We start from the raw sequence: 16603 nt of genomic DNA on the forward strand, positions 1-16603 counted from the left end.
TGAGTTTGATCCGGTATCTTGGAGTTAGTCTTGGTCGTTCCTGAGTTGTGTGTTGGGTTCCGGACCACTCAGTGTCACTAAGTTATTATTTCGGATACATACAGGGCAGAGTGGCGGGTTTGACGTGTCACCATCCCAGTCAACAGTGTCCCAGGCGTACGTCTTGCTACACCGCGGACACGACCAATCAAACACCCCGTATTCTTCTGCGAGAGCAGGGTAGATCCGCGCAAGTGTAGGTGTGAGACGCGCGTCACGGTCCTTATGTGCCTCTAAATACTCTGTGAGATTCTGCTGGTCATATCCATCGAATAGTGGCAACAGACCTTCGTAGCCAACATTTGAGAACGGCGCGTCCCCCTTCCCACACCGTTCTTTGAATGAACAGTACGAACACTCCCATTCCCGCTCTGGGCTCGCTGGCGGCAATTCACCTGCCTGTTCATACTCTGTTTGCTCAACCATCCACGTCACAACATCGTCCCAGAATTCCGGGTCGAATTTGACGTGGAACACTTCGATGTCTAGCGTCTTCCGGCACCCATACACGATCACCCCCGTTCTGATGACGTGTTCGTACTTGTCGTTGAGTGCGCACAGGTACGCATGGATTTGCGCTCGATGGTGCTCTTTCGGCTCCGAGAGTTGGTCAAGAGAGCTGGTGGTTTTGATTTCCGTGAGGAGGAGTGGGTCTGCTTCCGAAGTCACGATTGCGGGGTCGGTTGACCCACGTACCTGTAGTGTCGTCTCACCAACGGCGATCTCTGTGTCAATCCACAGTGAGTTCGTCACGTACGTTTCAGATGTCGTGATGTCCTGTAGGAACGGGACGATGATTTCCTCCTCGAACTTTGACCCGATCCAGAACAGGCCTTCGGGTGGCGTGCCTTCCCTAGGTGCGTTCTTCCGAGCGTAGCTGGCCTTTCGGTGGCACTGGAGAAGCTTACTCGGTGAATGACGCTCCGGGTCCTCCGGCGGTGAGGGCCCGTTGAAATACGCCTGTCCCTCTAGAATATTGGTCTGGAATTGCTGCTCGGCGTACCACTCAGTGAACTCCTGATCTGAAATCCGATCCAAGACTACCTGCGGGACGCTGAAGTTCGCGTCCCCTGAAACGCGACCATCTTCAGCGGAGGTCTCTGTAGGTGGGTCGTCCATCGCATCATCTACGACCGTCTGAGTACCAATAGGCGGCTGCGTGTCGTTTCCGAATTACTCGTTGAATGGGATGAGTCACCAAGTCGGAATGTATTGGGTCAAGTGGCTCTGGTGAAACCCTCTTCATCAGACAGAGTGTCGCCTGAAACAACCGGTCGCTGATCAGTGCCTATGTGATAGGCGAGAAGAGCCGGGTGTGGCGGGTTATTCCTCCTCCTCGCTCGACCGTAGCTTCAGCGTATACCACGTAAGCGTGCTTACTGCTGAACTAGTGACTAACGGTGTTTCGGACATGGGTAAGTAGGATGTGGCACTAGACACGATAGCCCCGGCAAACAGTGAAGCGGCAGCTTGTCTTTGGGTCTGGTCCAACCCCTCTATTTTGTATGACAAGTACACCCCAAGGGTGATCGCGGCTTCGAGATACAGCGACCAACTCGGTACATTATCTACGCTGGGTGAATTTGAGGCGGGTTCTACATCGATACTCAGGTCCGAAGTAGATGTGGACGGTGTTGTTGTCGGTGGTGACGGGTTCGTCCTTGCGTGAGCGCTGACCGTAGAAGCAGCTATCGCGGTAGTGAAAACTTCGTCCGGGAAATCGGCAAAAGCCATCTCCGCTTGTATGCGGGATAGTTCTTGAAGATGTTCAGCAATCGGGGTGACCTGTGCTCGCTGAATTTCTTGAAGCGTGTGGAGTGGTTCGATGATCTTGGCTATTTGCGCCTGCTGGATCGCCTGAGCAGATTGGAGTGACTTCGCAAATTCAGCTACCTTTGCCTTCTGTATCTCCTGAAAAGGCTGGAGTGCGTCGGCAATTGAGGCCATCTGTCTTTCCCGGATTTTCTGGAACGACTCAGAAAGTGTAGCGAGGTCATCGGCGAACTGCTGTTCTATGTTGATCCCGTCAACATTGAATTCTCCATCAACCTCTGAGTTGCTAGAGGACGACGAGACCTCAGGTGCGTTGTCGTTCGTCTCCTCGTCGCTCATTACAATTCTCTGTCTCGGCTTGTTACACTTATAATATCGGCCACTCTTTTCGAAATCATACTCCTTAGCGGTTGTTCAGTGCGTTCATACACTGATCTGAGTATTTTATGAATCTCCTGTGCTGAACGATCCGTGCGTCTCTTACATTGAGCGACGAGCAAGTCAGAACTACCTGTTTAGACTTGTAAAGCGTACTATAAATTTACGTCTGCCGTACCGGAAGCGAGTCATGTATAGGTAATTACTATCAGCCAAGAGTCACAACACTGTGGTACATGAGTGGAAGAGGTCCTCCAGTACAGCTGATTATCGGACTTGTTGTCGGCAATTTACTGTATCTAATCATTACCGTTGTCCTCTCAATGATTTTGGGCGTGTCTCCAACCGACATTTTCTCTGGCCCACTCTCCGGAGCCGCGAATAGTCTCTTGACGAGTTGGGTGCTTATCGGTGCGTTACTCACGATCGCTGATTTCCTCACCGTGTTCGGGTTCGTCTCAGCGGTACTCCAGTAACAGCTAGATGGGTGCGTGGCTGGTATTGCTACTGTAGGTGAAAACGTCTGCCCGGTAGTGTCCCCAATATGCGAACTGTAGCCTGTCAGACCGTATCACTTCTAATTTCCAACAAAGCTAGTCAAGTCTGTACCCGGTAAATCCGGGATCTCGTGTTGCCTTCTGCGATGATCAGATTATAGTGCTCTAATTTGGAAAGGTAGTTCCGAACCATACGCTTGGTCTTGGGGTCATCAATCCTCTCGCAATACAGGGAGTAGAGTTTTTGTGGCTCTATTTGGCGGTGTTCCGTGATGATTTTGAACAGGACTTGCTGATGTGTAGTGAGACGATCGACAGTCTTCTGTTTGATTTCGGACTTTGCCTCTGGAGTTACAGTCTGAACGATGTCGGATATGATGTTGTCTACAGGGCTTTCGCGGGCTCTTCGCGCCGCTCGGCGCAGAATTCCAATAGCAACCCGGGCGTCACCACCAGCGTTTGCGGCAATTAACTCTAATACAGAGGTATCTATGACGTTGTCTGTGAGCCCCCAACGAACGCGATCACGGAGAATGGCGATGAGTTCATTCTCGTGGTACGGGTCGAAGTGAATCCGTTCACAGTCGGTGAGTCGGCTATTCAATCGTTCATCCACCGCGGTGAATAGCCCTTCTTCGTTGTTGGCGATGAGGACCATCGTGAGATGCGGCATTCGGTAGAGATCGTACAGGAGCGACGGGTCTTCTAACTGGTCTACCTCATCCAGAATGACGACGTAAGGGGTGTCGTCGGCATCGCGTAGTCGCTGTAATAGGACATCTTTCGGGGTTGATTGGCGGTGGATGTCAACCGTTCTGCCGACCCCATCAAGCAGGCGGTAGAGGGTCTTGAAGCGACTATGGTTCTCCCAGCAGTTCACGTACTGGTAATTGAGAGCGACGACAGCTTCGCGGAGCTGCTCAACAAGGAACTTGGCGATACAGGTTTTTCCGACTCCAGACGGGCCGTGTAGCAAAGCAGGATCGGCCCGGTTACCCTTTGTGATGGGGTCAAGGACGCTGGACAGATAGTTCACTTCGGCATCGCGGTGCTGAACCTCCCGTGGGATAAACTCTGGTTGGAGGACGCGCGCATCGGTTATCATGGATGCGTCGACACATCCTTGCGGGGTTATAATTGGAAGGGTGCGATTTCCGAATCTTCCAAATGCTATGTAGTATCTCTATCGTCACCCGGATGACCTTGTGTGGTCTGATCCATATCCGGTGAGTAGTCGGTGTCTGTGTTGCCGATGTTGAATGACTTCCCGTTACGGAGGCTTTCTGCGTACTTGGCAACGTGTGCGTCGTCCAGTGCGTGGTAGTACCCGTCAGCAGTTTTCCCAATCAGATCTTTCTCGTACAGTCGCGTGAGGGCCTTGTAAGCGCTATTGTCCGGGATTTTCGTGTGCTCTCTGACTTCAGCGGGTTTGAACCCGTAGTCTGAATTGGCGTACAGGAAGCACAGCGCTTCTGCTTCGTTCGTCCCCGGTTGGACGTTAACGGGATTTTCCGAGTTGTGGGAGTCAAGTTCGATAGGCATAATCTTGTTATCTATGATTGTCTGTGTTTGTCTGTGTTACAGCAGATATTAATAGTGTGGGTCGTTGTTTCAGACGATATCGGTGCGGTCGGCGGAAATGAGTGTATTGATCTTTCTGCGATTGATAGGAGAACATCAGCATAGGAAGTGACACAATCTGATCGGGTATAGTCAGTATAGAGGACGGATGTAACAGCACTAGACGCCAAACTCCCCACAGTCGAACAGTAGTGTAAACTATATTTTGTCCAATAGGTTGGATTTCTTTTCTGAAAACTCCTCGTCGTCAACGACACCTTGTTCATGGAGTTTTTTCAATTTCTCAAGTTGCTCTAGAGGATCTGGCTCGGAGCTATCTGCTTGGACGGTAGTTGGTTGGTTCGCTTCGGAAATTTTTCCACGAATGAAACGGGTGATCTCGCGGAGTTCGTCTTTTCCAGGCTCGTGCGCCTCAATGTGGTAGGTCTGGCCCGGTGTCTGGAGCGTGAGACGTTTGTTCACCAACCCTGTGTCCATATCGACACTCGTGATGTTTGAATAAGGAACCGACCTCTCGTCGTTACCGAGGAACTGTGGCACTTTTACCGCGACTCGACGATCAGTAACTACTGCCCGGACGTAACCGCTGGTCCCAGACTTGCGGCTACGATCGTCGCCAAACAGTGACCCACCTGCCCCTGAACCTTCTACGTCAACCGTTGACCCCCTTGTCAAGAAGTGGACGACTTCGTCGTTATCCAGGATATCAGCGACCTTCTTCAGTCGCTCAGGAGTCACATACTTTCCGCTAGGTTCGTCACCATCTGGCTGTCTATCGTCTATTGAGAGTACTTCACTGCTATTGTCCCAGAGGGGTCTGAAGTCTGGGATCTCTGTTAATGCTGTCTCCTCATTCGTCTTACCGGCAGAATCAGCTCTACTCCGTATGTATGTAGCAGCATCTTCCAGCTCGTCTTTATGCTGACTGACGTACATATCGTATTCTGACTCGGCCACAACTACAGTCAACTTCGCCTTTGTCAGGCTATTCTTGCTCCGAGCATCTTTTACTGCGGAATATGAGACCGCCATTGCTTCGTCTCCATTAGCAAAAAAGATGATACGCCGATCTGTAATCAGACAAAGCGTCCTGCTTTCATTCGATATGCCACTTCCCACAGCATCTCCATCTTTTTGAATACCTTTGCTTATATTAAAAAAGAAATGCTGTGGTTGCTCGTTTTCTTCTAACACCTCAATTAGCGGCTTTACTGTGAGGTAATCGTTTTCTAAGCGCTTTGTCGTCACCGTGAGAGTATCACTTGTAACACTATCTCCCCGGGCGCTTGCTGCCAACCTATTGGCCGGCCCGTTGTCATTGCTGCTTCCAAATAATCCCATAAGACCCCATCAGACCGTTTCAATTTAAGTTTGATTCCTATTTTATAATTTCGGCTCTGTTGAAATCCTCAGCAGGTGATATGTTCTCGGAGCCGTGCTGAATACAGAGCGCGAGTGTTTCAAACTAAATGGCAGGTGTCGCCTAGTCGCGCAACACCCGGGTGATCCTGAACTCGTTTGAGTAGTTCAGCAGCCGACTAGCTCCAGAACCACCTGAGCTGGCCGAAAGCATTTATCGATCTGAAAACGAATCGATATATGAATCGACGGCCCCTGCTTACCTCCCTCGGCTGCGCCGCGACCACTCCGCTCGCAGGCTGCCTTGCCAACCGGTCTGTGAACCTATCCGACACGCCGCCCCCGAATCGTGTCGTTGAGGGATGGTGGGACGCCGTCAGTAACCGCGACGTCGAGCGATTCCGCGGCCTGTATCATCCCGACTCTCCGGAACGTGACGCATCCTACTGGACCGACGAAGACTGGTGGGAGTCGTTTCCGCCGGACGTTCTAGAGGCAAGCACTATCGAGGAGCGTACCGTCGTGGAGGAGTCCGACACGGAAGCAACTGTACTCGACGTGTTCGCCGACCGTGACGAGGCTGATAACCGTCAACCAGCTGGGCTCATCCACACACTCCGACTCGAAGGCGGCGACTGGCGGTTGTGGACGCACGAATCGCAGGAGTACATCTGTTCCGGTGACGTGCCTGACGAGCGGCCAGCAGACGACCTGCCTGATAATTGCCCCACATCAACGCTTGCGGACTACGACCCGCCCGCCGAACTCTCCTGCGAGGCGGTCGCAACGTTTGTCGTCGAATATCACGAAGCCTATGTACTCACTGAGATGTTTTCACCCACTCACGAAGACGACTCGGTCAGGGGAAGCGTGACTTCCATCAACAGCCACGAGTATGGATACGTAGTTACCGTTGGGTGGAGTGGGGCCGATTACACAGATGTTCCCGAGATAGAAGCTGAACCTACGACCGACCCGCCCGACTTTGATCTACCGTCGGTCGAAACGCTCAACAGCAAACTACTGCGAGAGTTCGCCATAGAAGCCGCCGAGCGGAATGAGAGAGTAGAATCTAGTGGCGCCCCACACTCAGATCTGGATCCAGTGCGCCAGGAGTTCGAGTCGCTCCCAGGCACCGAAGACGGCCGATTTATTAGCGTTGATGTCACTCCCGTCACTCTTCAGTTCGATATCCGCGAGACGGTTGGAGATTATTTATCCATGTCTACTCGCTACTACGTAGACTCACACGTCGTCCGACAAAGCGACGAGCACAGGGCCAGCGATGAGGATACGGACCCAAGACAATTTCCCCTGCTCGAATGTCGCCCGTAGGTGGGTTCTGAAGCCCCTAACGGCTGTAATCACAGGGCTGCCGACAAACCGATCTGGCTCTGTTGAAACCCTTAGCAGCTGATAGTTTATTTACGTCGTGCTGAATAGAGGGCGCGAATGTGGCACGTCGAGGTGACGAAATCAGGATATATCGATTCGCTCAGTACATACGTCGTAGCGAACAGAATGCTGGAAGAGAACCCTTCTATCGTAGACCTATCCGAGAGGAATACAGCTGTCAAGAGACACCTAAGGGTGAGGAACACAATGAGCGAACGATTCCAAACCAGTTGGTGAGGTTCTAGCCACGTATCCGCCAGTGAAACTCGCTCGCAAACCGTCCTCAGAGATATCGGTAAGCTCGTTCGAACCCTTTGGCGTCGGTCAAGCGCCGAATTTCAATGGTCTCTCCCGTTACCCGCTCAATTTGGAGGATGAGGCCCTTGTCGGGCAGTCCGAGCGACGAGCGCCACAGCGGTGTCGGATCGGTCGCCGAAACGGAGCGAACGTCCTCCACAGGAGCGACCCATTGTACCGTGTTAAGATACGTGTCATAAGCAACGATACCATTGTCATAGAGACGATACTCCATGTGGCTCTCCCCGATCCACACGACGAGCGCCGACGCAGGTAGGATGAGGAACACGGGAAGCAGGACGACCATCGCAAGGGCGAGCCAGTAAGCGTGAGTCGAGACCGCGAGTATCACGGAAGGTAGCATGACTGAGATTCCGGTGTAGAGTGCGTAAAGGAAGCCGCCACCGAAAGCATGCTGGCGCACGGCTCGTTTGTCATGGGCGAAGGTCGTGTGTGGCTGTCCACGGGGAGTTGAAATTGGGCGGTCTACCGCGTCGCCCCCCATTACTGGGAGCCACGGTCCGAGACCAGCTTGCCGGCAGTCGAAGAGCACCCACGGTGCGGCTACGGCCGTCGCTGCGACCATCGTCGCGGCAGGGACGGATACCGTCGAGAGGACGGCAACAGCGCCGCCTGAGAGGAGAGCAACCAAGAGGAGGCTGCGGTTACGACGGATCCGCCGTGACGACGCGGTTTCGTAGACTCCTGCCGAAACACGCGCCTGAATGAAGACAAAGTGCTTCGCGGCGATGATGGCAATCCCTGGTATGGCAAGTATACTGAGCGTGCCCGAGGGGGAGAACAACCATACCGGAAACGCTACGATGAGTAGTGGGTAGAGGAGGATACAACTTTCGACGACATACGGAATATTCCGTGGATACACCGGTGGCATTGAATCGAGAACTGGGACCCGACCGCGCTTGTCCACGACCGCATCGTGGAGATCTTCCAAGAGATTGTACGGGTCAGTCGCAGGAGGAGAGCCGGTCTGGGGGCGTCCAGCGGCCAAGCGTTCGTAGAGGATACGGAACATAGTGACGGCTGCGTCTGTAATGAAGAGACACGCCACAGTCAAGGGACTTCCAGAGAGTGCAGCGATAGCGACGACTACGAGATACGAGGCGAAAATGAATGCGAGGGGACAATTTCGGTCCATCAGAGGCCCGATGTTCGCAGAGCGAACATGTTTGAGTATTTATCTAGTGGGGAATATAGTCTCCGGTCCACACCTGTTGTTTCTATCCGGCAGCTTTGTTGAAATCCCATTCTTCAGATAGATTTTCATCTGAAACAGCCGCTCACTGAAGGGTAGTAGTCTATTGGCGCTTTAATAGTACAGATATGAGCATAACCGCCGCACAGAAGATTGTAAAGCCCATTACTCCGACTCCGAAAACATAGAACGGGTTAGTGAAATCGGGGCTGTTGAGGAACAGAAAGAAGCAAAAACTCGAACCCATCAACAGAATCAGTGCAGACTGAAAATTCGGATTATAACAGTCTTTAACTGAATCTCGAACTGCCCCATACATACCAGAACGATAACTTCTATACTGGATAGCGTTTGTGGTCGGTGAACTCCGGTAAGTACGCAATTCTCATCGACCAACTATTTCAGGCGAAAATTTGTCTGAAGAGGGTGATTCAGTATAGCCGTTGAGCCGAATTTGAGCTTTCAATCGAATGGGCTCTGTTGAAACCCTCAGAAGGTGATATATTCTGGCTTGGTTCTTTCAATACAGGGAGCTCATAAATCGCTTAGTACAGATGAAGTATACAGCGAATCAGGACAACCGAGAAGACATTTCACTTCCCAGTCCAATCAGTCTAATATGAAGCGTCGGAACCTTCTCCAGATGAGCGGGTTGAGTCTTAGTCTTGCGATTGCTGGATGCTTTCGAGATGATTCCGATGAGAGTGAGCAGAGAGAAGTGTTCGAGGATCCAAACCCACAATTGTTCGACGGTGAAGGTCCTACGATAATTGAGGAGGTACGTAACGAAGGTGGCTTTTTTGCAGTCGAATACTTACACGACGGCGACGGCGATTTCACTGTCGAACTGCGCTCTGAGGAGGCCTCACACTCACTCGTACTCGTAGATCGAGAGGGCGCTGTCGAAGGTCGGTGGGCAGAAGGGACATATGATGCTGAATACGTCATAGAGGTTACCGCAACCGGTGACTGGCACCTTCGTGTTGAGCAACCACGTCCCAGTCAGGAGGATGTGTTCTCTCTTCCGGCATCGCTATCCGGCGAGTGGCCAGATTACGCAGGTCCATATGAGTTCACTGGACAAACATCAATCAATGCAACGTATTCCGGGGAGGGACGGTTTGTCGCTCGTATTCTCGGCCCTCACGGCAACCCTCGTAAACCCCTCTTCGAAACGGATAGCTCATTTGAAGGAGAAACGACCGAAACCTACGACGGCGCTGGGTGGGTGTATATCGAAGCGTATGATGAGTGGACACTCGAAATCAATCGATAACTTCGCAGGCACGTTCTATCGGCTAATTCAGGATCCGTTTTGAGAAAATAACGCAGTCCCCGTGCTGACTACACTCTCTGTATCTCGCACACCGATCCTATCAGTTCTTAAGGATTTCAACAGAGCCATAATTTCCTCAGTCGATCACTAAGATGGTGTTAAGAGTTAGGTGAACGGCAGACAGGTGACGAACGGACGCGTGAGCTGCGCGCGTAGAATGATATCGAGTTTATGATTAAAACACCGGTTTGGCTCTCAGCTATCGATATCCATTGCAGAACCAAGATTAGCGAATAACCGATTGAACGGCTCTAGTTGATCTTCATCGACGTCGCTCCGATTGAGTCTTGAAGCGATTCTTTCGGCAATCTGCCGCTTACGGATCTCGATTTCCCCACGAGAATTCTCAAGATAATCAGAAAGATCCGAATTCTCAAGATACTCCACTAGTACCTCATCGAGTCGGGACCCATCGTATTCTATACCGCTAATTTCCCATCGAAGCCCATCCACTTCTTCAACCTGAGCAGGCTCAAAGTCTTCATCCAGCTCTGATGTGAATTCTTCGTATTCAGCGTTGAATTCGGAAACATATAGCTCTGGGTCGAACATGTCCTCAGTTACGACATCTTGGCTATTCGAGGGTTTTTCCAGCAGAACGACTCGATCTGAGTCGATATCTGGATTGTGTGTCTCGATTCTATCTAAAGCATCACGCCCCTCTTGATCACTATCTAGCATTATTGCGTAATCGATTCCTTCACTATCAAGCCAGCTTGCTTGACCTATGACATTACTAGCTCCTCGTACTGGCATAACGGACAGTTCCTGCCATCCAAATAGATCTCTGTCCAATTCCTGCTCGAAATAGTTAGCAACGGCCGCTACTATGTAATATTCTGTGGGGCCCTCGACGAGTAACTGACGCCGTGAAATGAATGGCGAAGAACCGAGATCAACACCCAATGCGTTCCGCAGTGGTTCAAGCGTATGGCTATCAGACTGGAAGATATCTTCCCGAATTTTTGTCCCACCTCCTGGAGTGTCCTCAACTGCGCGGATACGCGAAGGATATCGTTTGTCTATCAAGTAGGGTGAATGTGAGGAGAACACTACTTGCTCATTCATACCAATTTCATTCACGGATTCTAGCCAGTCCCGTTTCCCTTCTGGATGAAGATAGACACCAGGATCATCCAAAAGCAAAACCTTACTCTCAAGACCCGAGCTGCTGGATTCTGCTAAGAGGTTAATATAGAAAGAGAGGAACCACTGGAACCCTGCACTGCGTTGCGAAGGATAGGTTAGGGGTCGTTCATCGGTTGCAGAGTCTGGATTGAGTTGATCTTGAATGAGAAGATCAATCTTTTCTTCAGATGAGTTCCAGTTTATATTTATATTGAGACTCTTTTGCGACCACGAATTGTTAATTTGGTCCTCAATCCTGTTTTCAGCTTGCTCAACCGCGTTATACCGGGACAAGGAGGATTCCTCAAAGGTGTCTACCGAGAGTCCACCGAGGTCGAGTAGATTACTAAATGTGGGTCGTTCTCCATTTTCGAGCTGTTCGATTGTCGCACTATCAGAAAGATGGCTATAGCTATCGTAGTAGAGTATATTTGGCGTTGGCAATTCTACCTCCTCCGCATCAACAGGGCCGTCAATTTCTGCCTCGTAACTATTATCGAAGTATTTTGTTCTCGTGATCGTAAGGGGCGTTTCTATGGTATCTGTGAGGGCTGGATAGAATTCGTCTACTAGAAGCCTCTCAAGCTCAAAACGGAGAGTGATAATCGGGATCTTACTATCCCTCTCTGATGTATTCGCAGAGGTCGATAGATCGCGTTCTGAGTAGTGATAGTCCGGTGAGAATGAGCTAATGGCCTCTAATGTGGAGGTCTTTCCACTTTCATTCTTACCGATTAACGTGGTTACATTCTCTAATTCGATATACCCGGTGTCTCTAATATTTCGAAAGTTCTGTATTCGAATCTCTGAGATTCGAATTGCCGGCCCACGACTTATTGACTGCGTAGTTTTGTTGGCTTCTATATCCTGTTCGCTACTTTCACCAGCGTCTTCTTTTTCACTTTGAGACGTGTCCTGGTCTAGACTCTGATCTGTTTTTGTATCCTCACTTTGATTGGAGGTAGGGCTCTGGCTGTCTTTACGCTCAGATATCGTATCATCAGTAACCAGGTCTCGAAGCGATTGTAGTTCTTCAGTACTAGATTCTATCCGTGTTGGGTTACTTCCTCTCCCGACTCTATATTCGCCAAACCCTGCTGCTTCGACCGTTTGTAGCAGTGTATTAATCGCAGTCCGAACTGTGTCTTGTGTGTTATCTGTAAATCCGAATGTTGTTCGCAGCTCTTTTTCTATAGTGGGTGACTCAAGAGCATCTACGTCTTTATCAAGCGATTCAAACGAAGCTCTGAGAATATGTCTATATGAATTATATTCTCTGATTGCGGTTCGGAACCACCTTTCTCTTTGTGAGTCATCCGAACAGAAGGATAGCTCGAACCCGGAATCGGTTAACTGGTGACTTTCGTCCTCTTTAACAAATCCAAGAGCAGCCCCATACTGTGTGAGGCCCTGAACCTTCCGCTTGGAAAATTCAACTTCCTCGGTTATTTCCTCCGTAGAGTAGGTACCACCTCCAGATAGAACATTGATTATTGTAACTAGGTCTTCAGGTGAACCACGGGTTGGCGGGAATTCAATTTCAGGGCTCTCATCCGCGGGGAAGTCGCCTGATAAGTCCTGTTGAGCAGGTTCGTTCTTAGAGTCGGCTTTCGAATCCTTTTCTAATTGGTCAGTACCAGATTGCTCTGCAATAACCGAAGATCGTCTAATTAGCCCTTCGTCAGAAGTTTCGAGAAATCCAAAATTTTCAAATATTCCGATAGCTGTGGAAATGCTAGGTATATTCTCTTTATCAATATCCAGTTGACCTGCCGCTTTTTTCGATAGATCTTCCCGGGTAAAATCACCAGTACCGACCAGAAACATCACTTCAGAGAATAGGCTGTATTTTTGTAGAGACTCTTCTATCCGTTCCTGAGCAGATTTCTTTGATTTTCCTACTTTTCTAAAATAGTTGAGGACAGGCTTGGATGGTACGTATACTCCCGCCTTCTCTGCTTCAATCAGTTCGACATCGCTGAAGAACTTCAAGCAGCTGGAGGTTGTTGTCCCACTCTGATTGATTGCTGCTTTTTTATAGTGAACTGGTTCTTTTTCCTCAGCATATCGCGTTACCAGATCTTCGAGAGCAGCCAAGTATGCCTCTGAACTAAATCTATCTAATGGAAGGGGTATCTCGCTCATCTTAATTATCTGGTAACAACCTGGGTACAAAAGATTACCAGGTGCTATGGGTTGATTTGATTTAACTTTAATTTGGAGTAAGCTCCATTTCCAAGCAAATCACATAGCAGTCATACTGACTCAATTCAAAATGATGCTTTCCAGCATCACAGCAGCTCGGCTACAATCGAACCGACGATCACCTGTTCAATCACGTCTTCGACCGAGGTTAATGGTAGATACTCAGTGAGAAAGTAAGCCATCGTGGCTTCCAGAATACTCCTACTGGTGAACAGGTGCGTGAAGCCCGAGACGACGGAGAATATACGTCCCTGAAGATGTACATAGAGATGAATCGATGATGGTTAGCGGTGTCTTGACGATGTACTCTACCAGTCCCCGTCCCGAATCCAGAAGTTTCGACATTGAGTTTCACCTACTGTATCAGACCGTTTGGATTCTCGGAACATAATCCATCGAAGATTTGTTACTTGTCAACGGCTGATTCACCACAGATCGCCCAGTAACGAATCCCGTTCAGCAATCTTGGCATCCGCAACTACAGTCTGCCTCGATTCGCTCACGTCCGATCGACCGATCGCGGCAGTTAGGCAGGCGACCCCGTCGGAACGTGAACGGTAGCGGCGCCAGCAGCAGCTCGCGTTACCCTGCTGTACCGGTGTACTCCGACACCGTGTCACTCATGTGGCGCGAAGACGGTGAGGGAGGGACGATGGCGCTCCTCAGAGTGACCGCCCTCACCGGCCTCTCGGTTATCGTCGGGTCGGCGGTCACAGCCCTCCTCTGTGTCGGGCCTCGACAGCTGTCCCGCGCGACGAACGACCTCGGCCACCGCGCTCGCGACGTCGCGCCGTACCTCGCAGCGGCGCTGGGGTTACTGGCGGTCAAACAGCTCACCCAGGGGTACCGGATCCGGATCTCTCGCGCGCTCGACTGGCACATTACGGACGAGCTGTACGCTATCGAAGGAGAGTTCGTCACCGCGCTCCAGCGTGCGACGCCGGACGCGACGCTCGAACTCTTCTCGGCGGCGTACATGCTCGGGTTCGCTGTCCTCCTCGTCGCCGGACCGGCGGTCTACTTCCTCGCCCGGGAGGGCGGGCAGCGACACCTGAAGGAACTGCTCGTCGCCTACATGGTGAACTACGCGGTCGGGACGCTCTGTTACACGCTGTTCGTCGGGTACGGACCGCGCAAGTACCTTGACTCGGTCGACGGACTGCTGTATCAGTTCTACCCCGAGACGCAGGAGCTGACGGCCGCGGTCGCGTCGAACACGAACGTCTTCCCCTCCCCCCACGCCTCGCTCTCCGTGGCGGTGGCCGCCGTCGCGTGGCGCTCTCGGCGGCGGTTCCCGCGATGGACGTGGATCGCCGGCGCCCTCGCCGCGACCGTCGTCTACTCGACGATGTACCTCGGGATCCACTGGGCGACCGACGTCCTCGCCGGCGCTGTCCTCGGCGCGGGTTCGGCGGCCGTCGGGGCGCGGATCGTGACCCGCGCTGAACGCCGGGCGCCCGGCGAAGGTCCCGATCGACTCGACGGGCCGACGTCCGAGCCGGAGCCGACGCCTGGCGACGACTGATCGAGCCGGGGGCCGGAGCCCGTCGACCGAGCGGGGCGACGGACGCGTCCCGAGAGCCGCGGCTCGTGAGACGTGACGAGCGGGCTCGGGCCGGCGGGATCGGGGTCGGCAGTCCGCTACTCCTCGTCGAGGAGGCTCTCGACGAGTTCCTCGGGGTCGAACAGCGTGATGTCGCCGTACCCCTGTCCGGTGCCTAAGAAGAGGATGGGCTTGCCCGTGACGTACGCGACCGAGATGGCGGCGCCGCCCGAGGAGTCGGCGTCGGCCTTCGTCAGGATGGCGCCGTCGATCGCCGCGGCGTCGTCGAACTCCTTCGCGCGGTTCACCGCGTCCTGCCCCGCGACCGCCTCGTCGACGAACAGCGTCATGTCAGGGTCGACGACGCGGTCTATCTTCTCCAGTTGGGCCATCAGGTCGTCGCTCGTGTGGAGCCGGCCCGCCGTGTCGCCGAGCACGACGTTGACGCCGTTCGCCTCGGCGTACTCGACGCCGTCGTAGATGACGGCCGCCGGGTCGCCGCCCTGGTCGTGGCTGATCAGGTCGCGGTCGAGCCGGTCGGCGTGTTCGCGGATCTGCTCGTTCGCGCCCGCGCGGTAGGTGTCGCCGTTCGCGAGGACGGACGAGTAGCCGCGGTCGGCGAGCCACTCGGAGAGCTTCGCGATGCTCGTCGTCTTGCCCACGCCGTTGACGCCGGTGAAGACGATGGTGACCGGCTTGTCGGCCTCGGCGATGCGCTGCTCGAAGTCGAACTGGCCGACGGCGATGACGTCGAGCAGGGCGTCGTGAAGCGCCTCCTCGACGAGCTCGCCGGTCGTCTCGACCTGCTTGCGCGACTCGCCGAGCATGCTCTCGCGGACGCTGTCGAGGATCTGTTCGGCGACGCTCATCTCCACGTCACTCTCGAGCAGGGCCATCTCGAGGTTCCACAGCGGCTCCTCTAAGTCCTCCTCCTCGATGATGATCCGGCCCGTCGCGAACGCCTTCGCGCGCTGGAAAGTGCTCGGCTCGTCGTCCGACGCCGAGTCGTCGTCGGTCTCGCTCTCGTCCGCTTCGGACGCGTCACCGACGGCCGCCGGTCGGGCCTCCTCCGCGTCGGCGTCGCTCTCGGCGGTCGCCGCCTCGTCGTCGGGAGGCGCCTCCTCGGTCTCGGTCGACTCCTCGACGTCCTCGCGGAAGCCGGAGAGCTTGTCTTTCAGTCCGTCGAACACGGTCGGATCCCCGTCTTACTCCCCGTCGTCTTCCTGCGCCTGCTGCATCTGCTGCATCTGCTGTTGCTGCATCTGCTGTTGCATCTGCTGGGCCTGCTGTTCGAGCTCGTCGCTCTCGGACTCCAGCTCCGCGACCTCGTCTTCGGTCTCGTCGATGCGGTCGTCGAGCGCCTCCTGCTTGCTCCGGAGGACGTCGATGGCGTCGTCCTGCTCCTGCTCCGCGGAGTAGTTGCCGCCGAGTGAGACGATGACCTCGTCGATGTCTTGGACCTCGGCGCGGAGGTAGGCGCCGCCGCCGAGCGGGACCTGGACCGTCGAGCCCGTGTCGAGCGTCTCGATGGCCTCGATCGCGTCGTCGATGTCCGCCTTCTCCTCGCGGTAGTCGGCGATCTCGGCCTCGAGCGCCTCTATCTCCTCGTCGAGCGCCTGGATCTCCTGCGAGAGCTGCTGAAGCTGCTGTTGTCCGCCGCCCATCATGCCTCGGACACCTCCTCGATCTCGATCTGGGTGCGCTTGCGGTTGTGCTGGCTCCCGACCGTGGTGTAGATGCGCTCGCGGGCGAGGTCCTCGTTCTCCGCTTCGACGTCCTTCGTGAACGGCTGGTCGCCGTCTCGGCTCTGGAACCGTCCACTCACCGTGTAGGTACTCATGTTCCTCGATCCGGCA

The 16603-nt window shown here is 53.3% G+C and carries 13 protein-coding genes; 3 read left to right on the forward strand and 10 right to left on the reverse strand.

Annotated features, from left to right (window positions below; translation table 11 throughout):
• Positions 1 to 24 precede the first annotated feature (24 nt).
• The 5 genes from EXE48_RS10330 to EXE48_RS10350 all read right to left on the reverse strand — a co-directional run bounded on the left by EXE48_RS10330 (position 25) and on the right by EXE48_RS10350 (position 5609).
• Positions 25 to 1158, reverse strand: coding sequence for a CRISPR-associated protein Cas4 (locus tag EXE48_RS10330; RefSeq protein WP_199236378.1), 1134 nt, complete (start codon positions 1156 to 1158; stop codon positions 25 to 27).
• Positions 1159 to 1362: 204 nt separating this feature from the next.
• Positions 1363 to 2151 (reverse strand): hypothetical protein, encoded by a 789-nt coding sequence (locus EXE48_RS10335; protein WP_137711360.1) that lies wholly within the window; start codon positions 2149 to 2151, stop codon positions 1363 to 1365.
• A gap of 636 nt (positions 2152 to 2787) precedes the next feature.
• Positions 2788 to 3792 (reverse strand): Cdc6/Cdc18 family protein, encoded by a 1005-nt coding sequence (locus tag EXE48_RS10340; protein ID WP_137711361.1) that lies wholly within the window; start codon positions 3790 to 3792, stop codon positions 2788 to 2790.
• A gap of 65 nt (positions 3793 to 3857) precedes the next feature.
• The gene (locus EXE48_RS10345; protein WP_137711362.1) at positions 3858 to 4229 is read right to left on the reverse strand and encodes a hypothetical protein; all 372 of its coding nucleotides are present in this window, start codon (positions 4227 to 4229) and stop codon (positions 3858 to 3860) included.
• A gap of 237 nt (positions 4230 to 4466) precedes the next feature.
• Positions 4467 to 5609 (reverse strand): PH domain-containing protein, encoded by a 1143-nt coding sequence (locus tag EXE48_RS10350; RefSeq protein ID WP_137711363.1) that lies wholly within the window; start codon positions 5607 to 5609, stop codon positions 4467 to 4469.
• Positions 5610 to 5867: 258 nt separating this feature from the next.
• On the opposite strand from EXE48_RS10350, the gene EXE48_RS10355 reads away from it, so the two are divergent.
• Positions 5868 to 6962: a nuclear transport factor 2 family protein gene (locus tag EXE48_RS10355; RefSeq protein ID WP_137711364.1), complete on the forward strand. Its 1095-nt coding sequence runs from the start codon at positions 5868 to 5870 to the stop codon at positions 6960 to 6962.
• Positions 6963 to 7305: 343 nt separating this feature from the next.
• Here the strand turns inward: EXE48_RS10355 and EXE48_RS10360 are convergent, their stop codons facing one another.
• Positions 7306 to 8478, reverse strand: a complete 1173-nt coding sequence (locus EXE48_RS10360) for a hypothetical protein (protein ID WP_137711365.1) — start codon at positions 8476 to 8478, stop codon at positions 7306 to 7308.
• 676 nt (positions 8479 to 9154) lie between these two features.
• Between EXE48_RS10360 and EXE48_RS10370 the strand changes: the two genes are divergently transcribed.
• Positions 9155 to 9811 carry a hypothetical protein gene (locus EXE48_RS10370; RefSeq protein ID WP_137711367.1) on the forward strand — a complete coding sequence of 219 codons (657 nt, stop codon included), beginning with the start codon at positions 9155 to 9157 and terminating at the stop codon, positions 9809 to 9811.
• 255 nt (positions 9812 to 10066) lie between these two features.
• Here the strand turns inward: EXE48_RS10370 and EXE48_RS10375 are convergent, their stop codons facing one another.
• Positions 10067 to 13144 (reverse strand): ATP-dependent nuclease, encoded by a 3078-nt coding sequence (locus tag EXE48_RS10375; RefSeq protein ID WP_137711368.1) that lies wholly within the window; start codon positions 13142 to 13144, stop codon positions 10067 to 10069.
• A 712-nt stretch (positions 13145 to 13856) separates the two neighbouring features.
• Here EXE48_RS10375 and EXE48_RS10380 point away from each other — a divergent pair.
• Entirely contained in the window at positions 13857 to 14729 is an 873-nt protein-coding gene (locus EXE48_RS10380; protein WP_053771296.1) for a phosphatase PAP2 family protein, read from the forward strand.
• Between the two features lie 116 nt (positions 14730 to 14845).
• Here the strand turns inward: EXE48_RS10380 and ftsY are convergent, their stop codons facing one another.
• The 3 genes from ftsY to rpl18a are packed head-to-tail and all read right to left on the reverse strand — an operon-like array spanning position 14846 to position 16587.
• The gene (ftsY, locus tag EXE48_RS10385; RefSeq protein WP_137711369.1) at positions 14846 to 15937 is read right to left on the reverse strand and encodes a signal recognition particle-docking protein FtsY; all 1092 of its coding nucleotides are present in this window, start codon (positions 15935 to 15937) and stop codon (positions 14846 to 14848) included.
• Positions 15938 to 15952: 15 nt separating this feature from the next.
• On the reverse strand, positions 15953 to 16411 hold the full coding sequence (gene pfdA, locus EXE48_RS10390) for a prefoldin subunit alpha (protein WP_053771298.1): 459 nt from the start codon (positions 16409 to 16411) through the stop codon (positions 15953 to 15955).
• Complete coding sequence (gene rpl18a, locus EXE48_RS10395; RefSeq protein ID WP_053771299.1) at positions 16411 to 16587, reverse strand: 50S ribosomal protein L18Ae; 177 nt, start codon at positions 16585 to 16587, stop codon at positions 16411 to 16413. Before rpl18a ends, pfdA begins: the two co-directional genes overlap by 1 nt.
• Positions 16588 to 16603: the final 16 nt, after the last annotated feature.

Origin of the sequence: Halorubrum sp. ASP1, from assembly GCF_005435135.1 — an archaeon.
GTDB lineage: Archaea > Halobacteriota > Halobacteria > Halobacteriales > Haloferacaceae > Halorubrum > Halorubrum tropicale.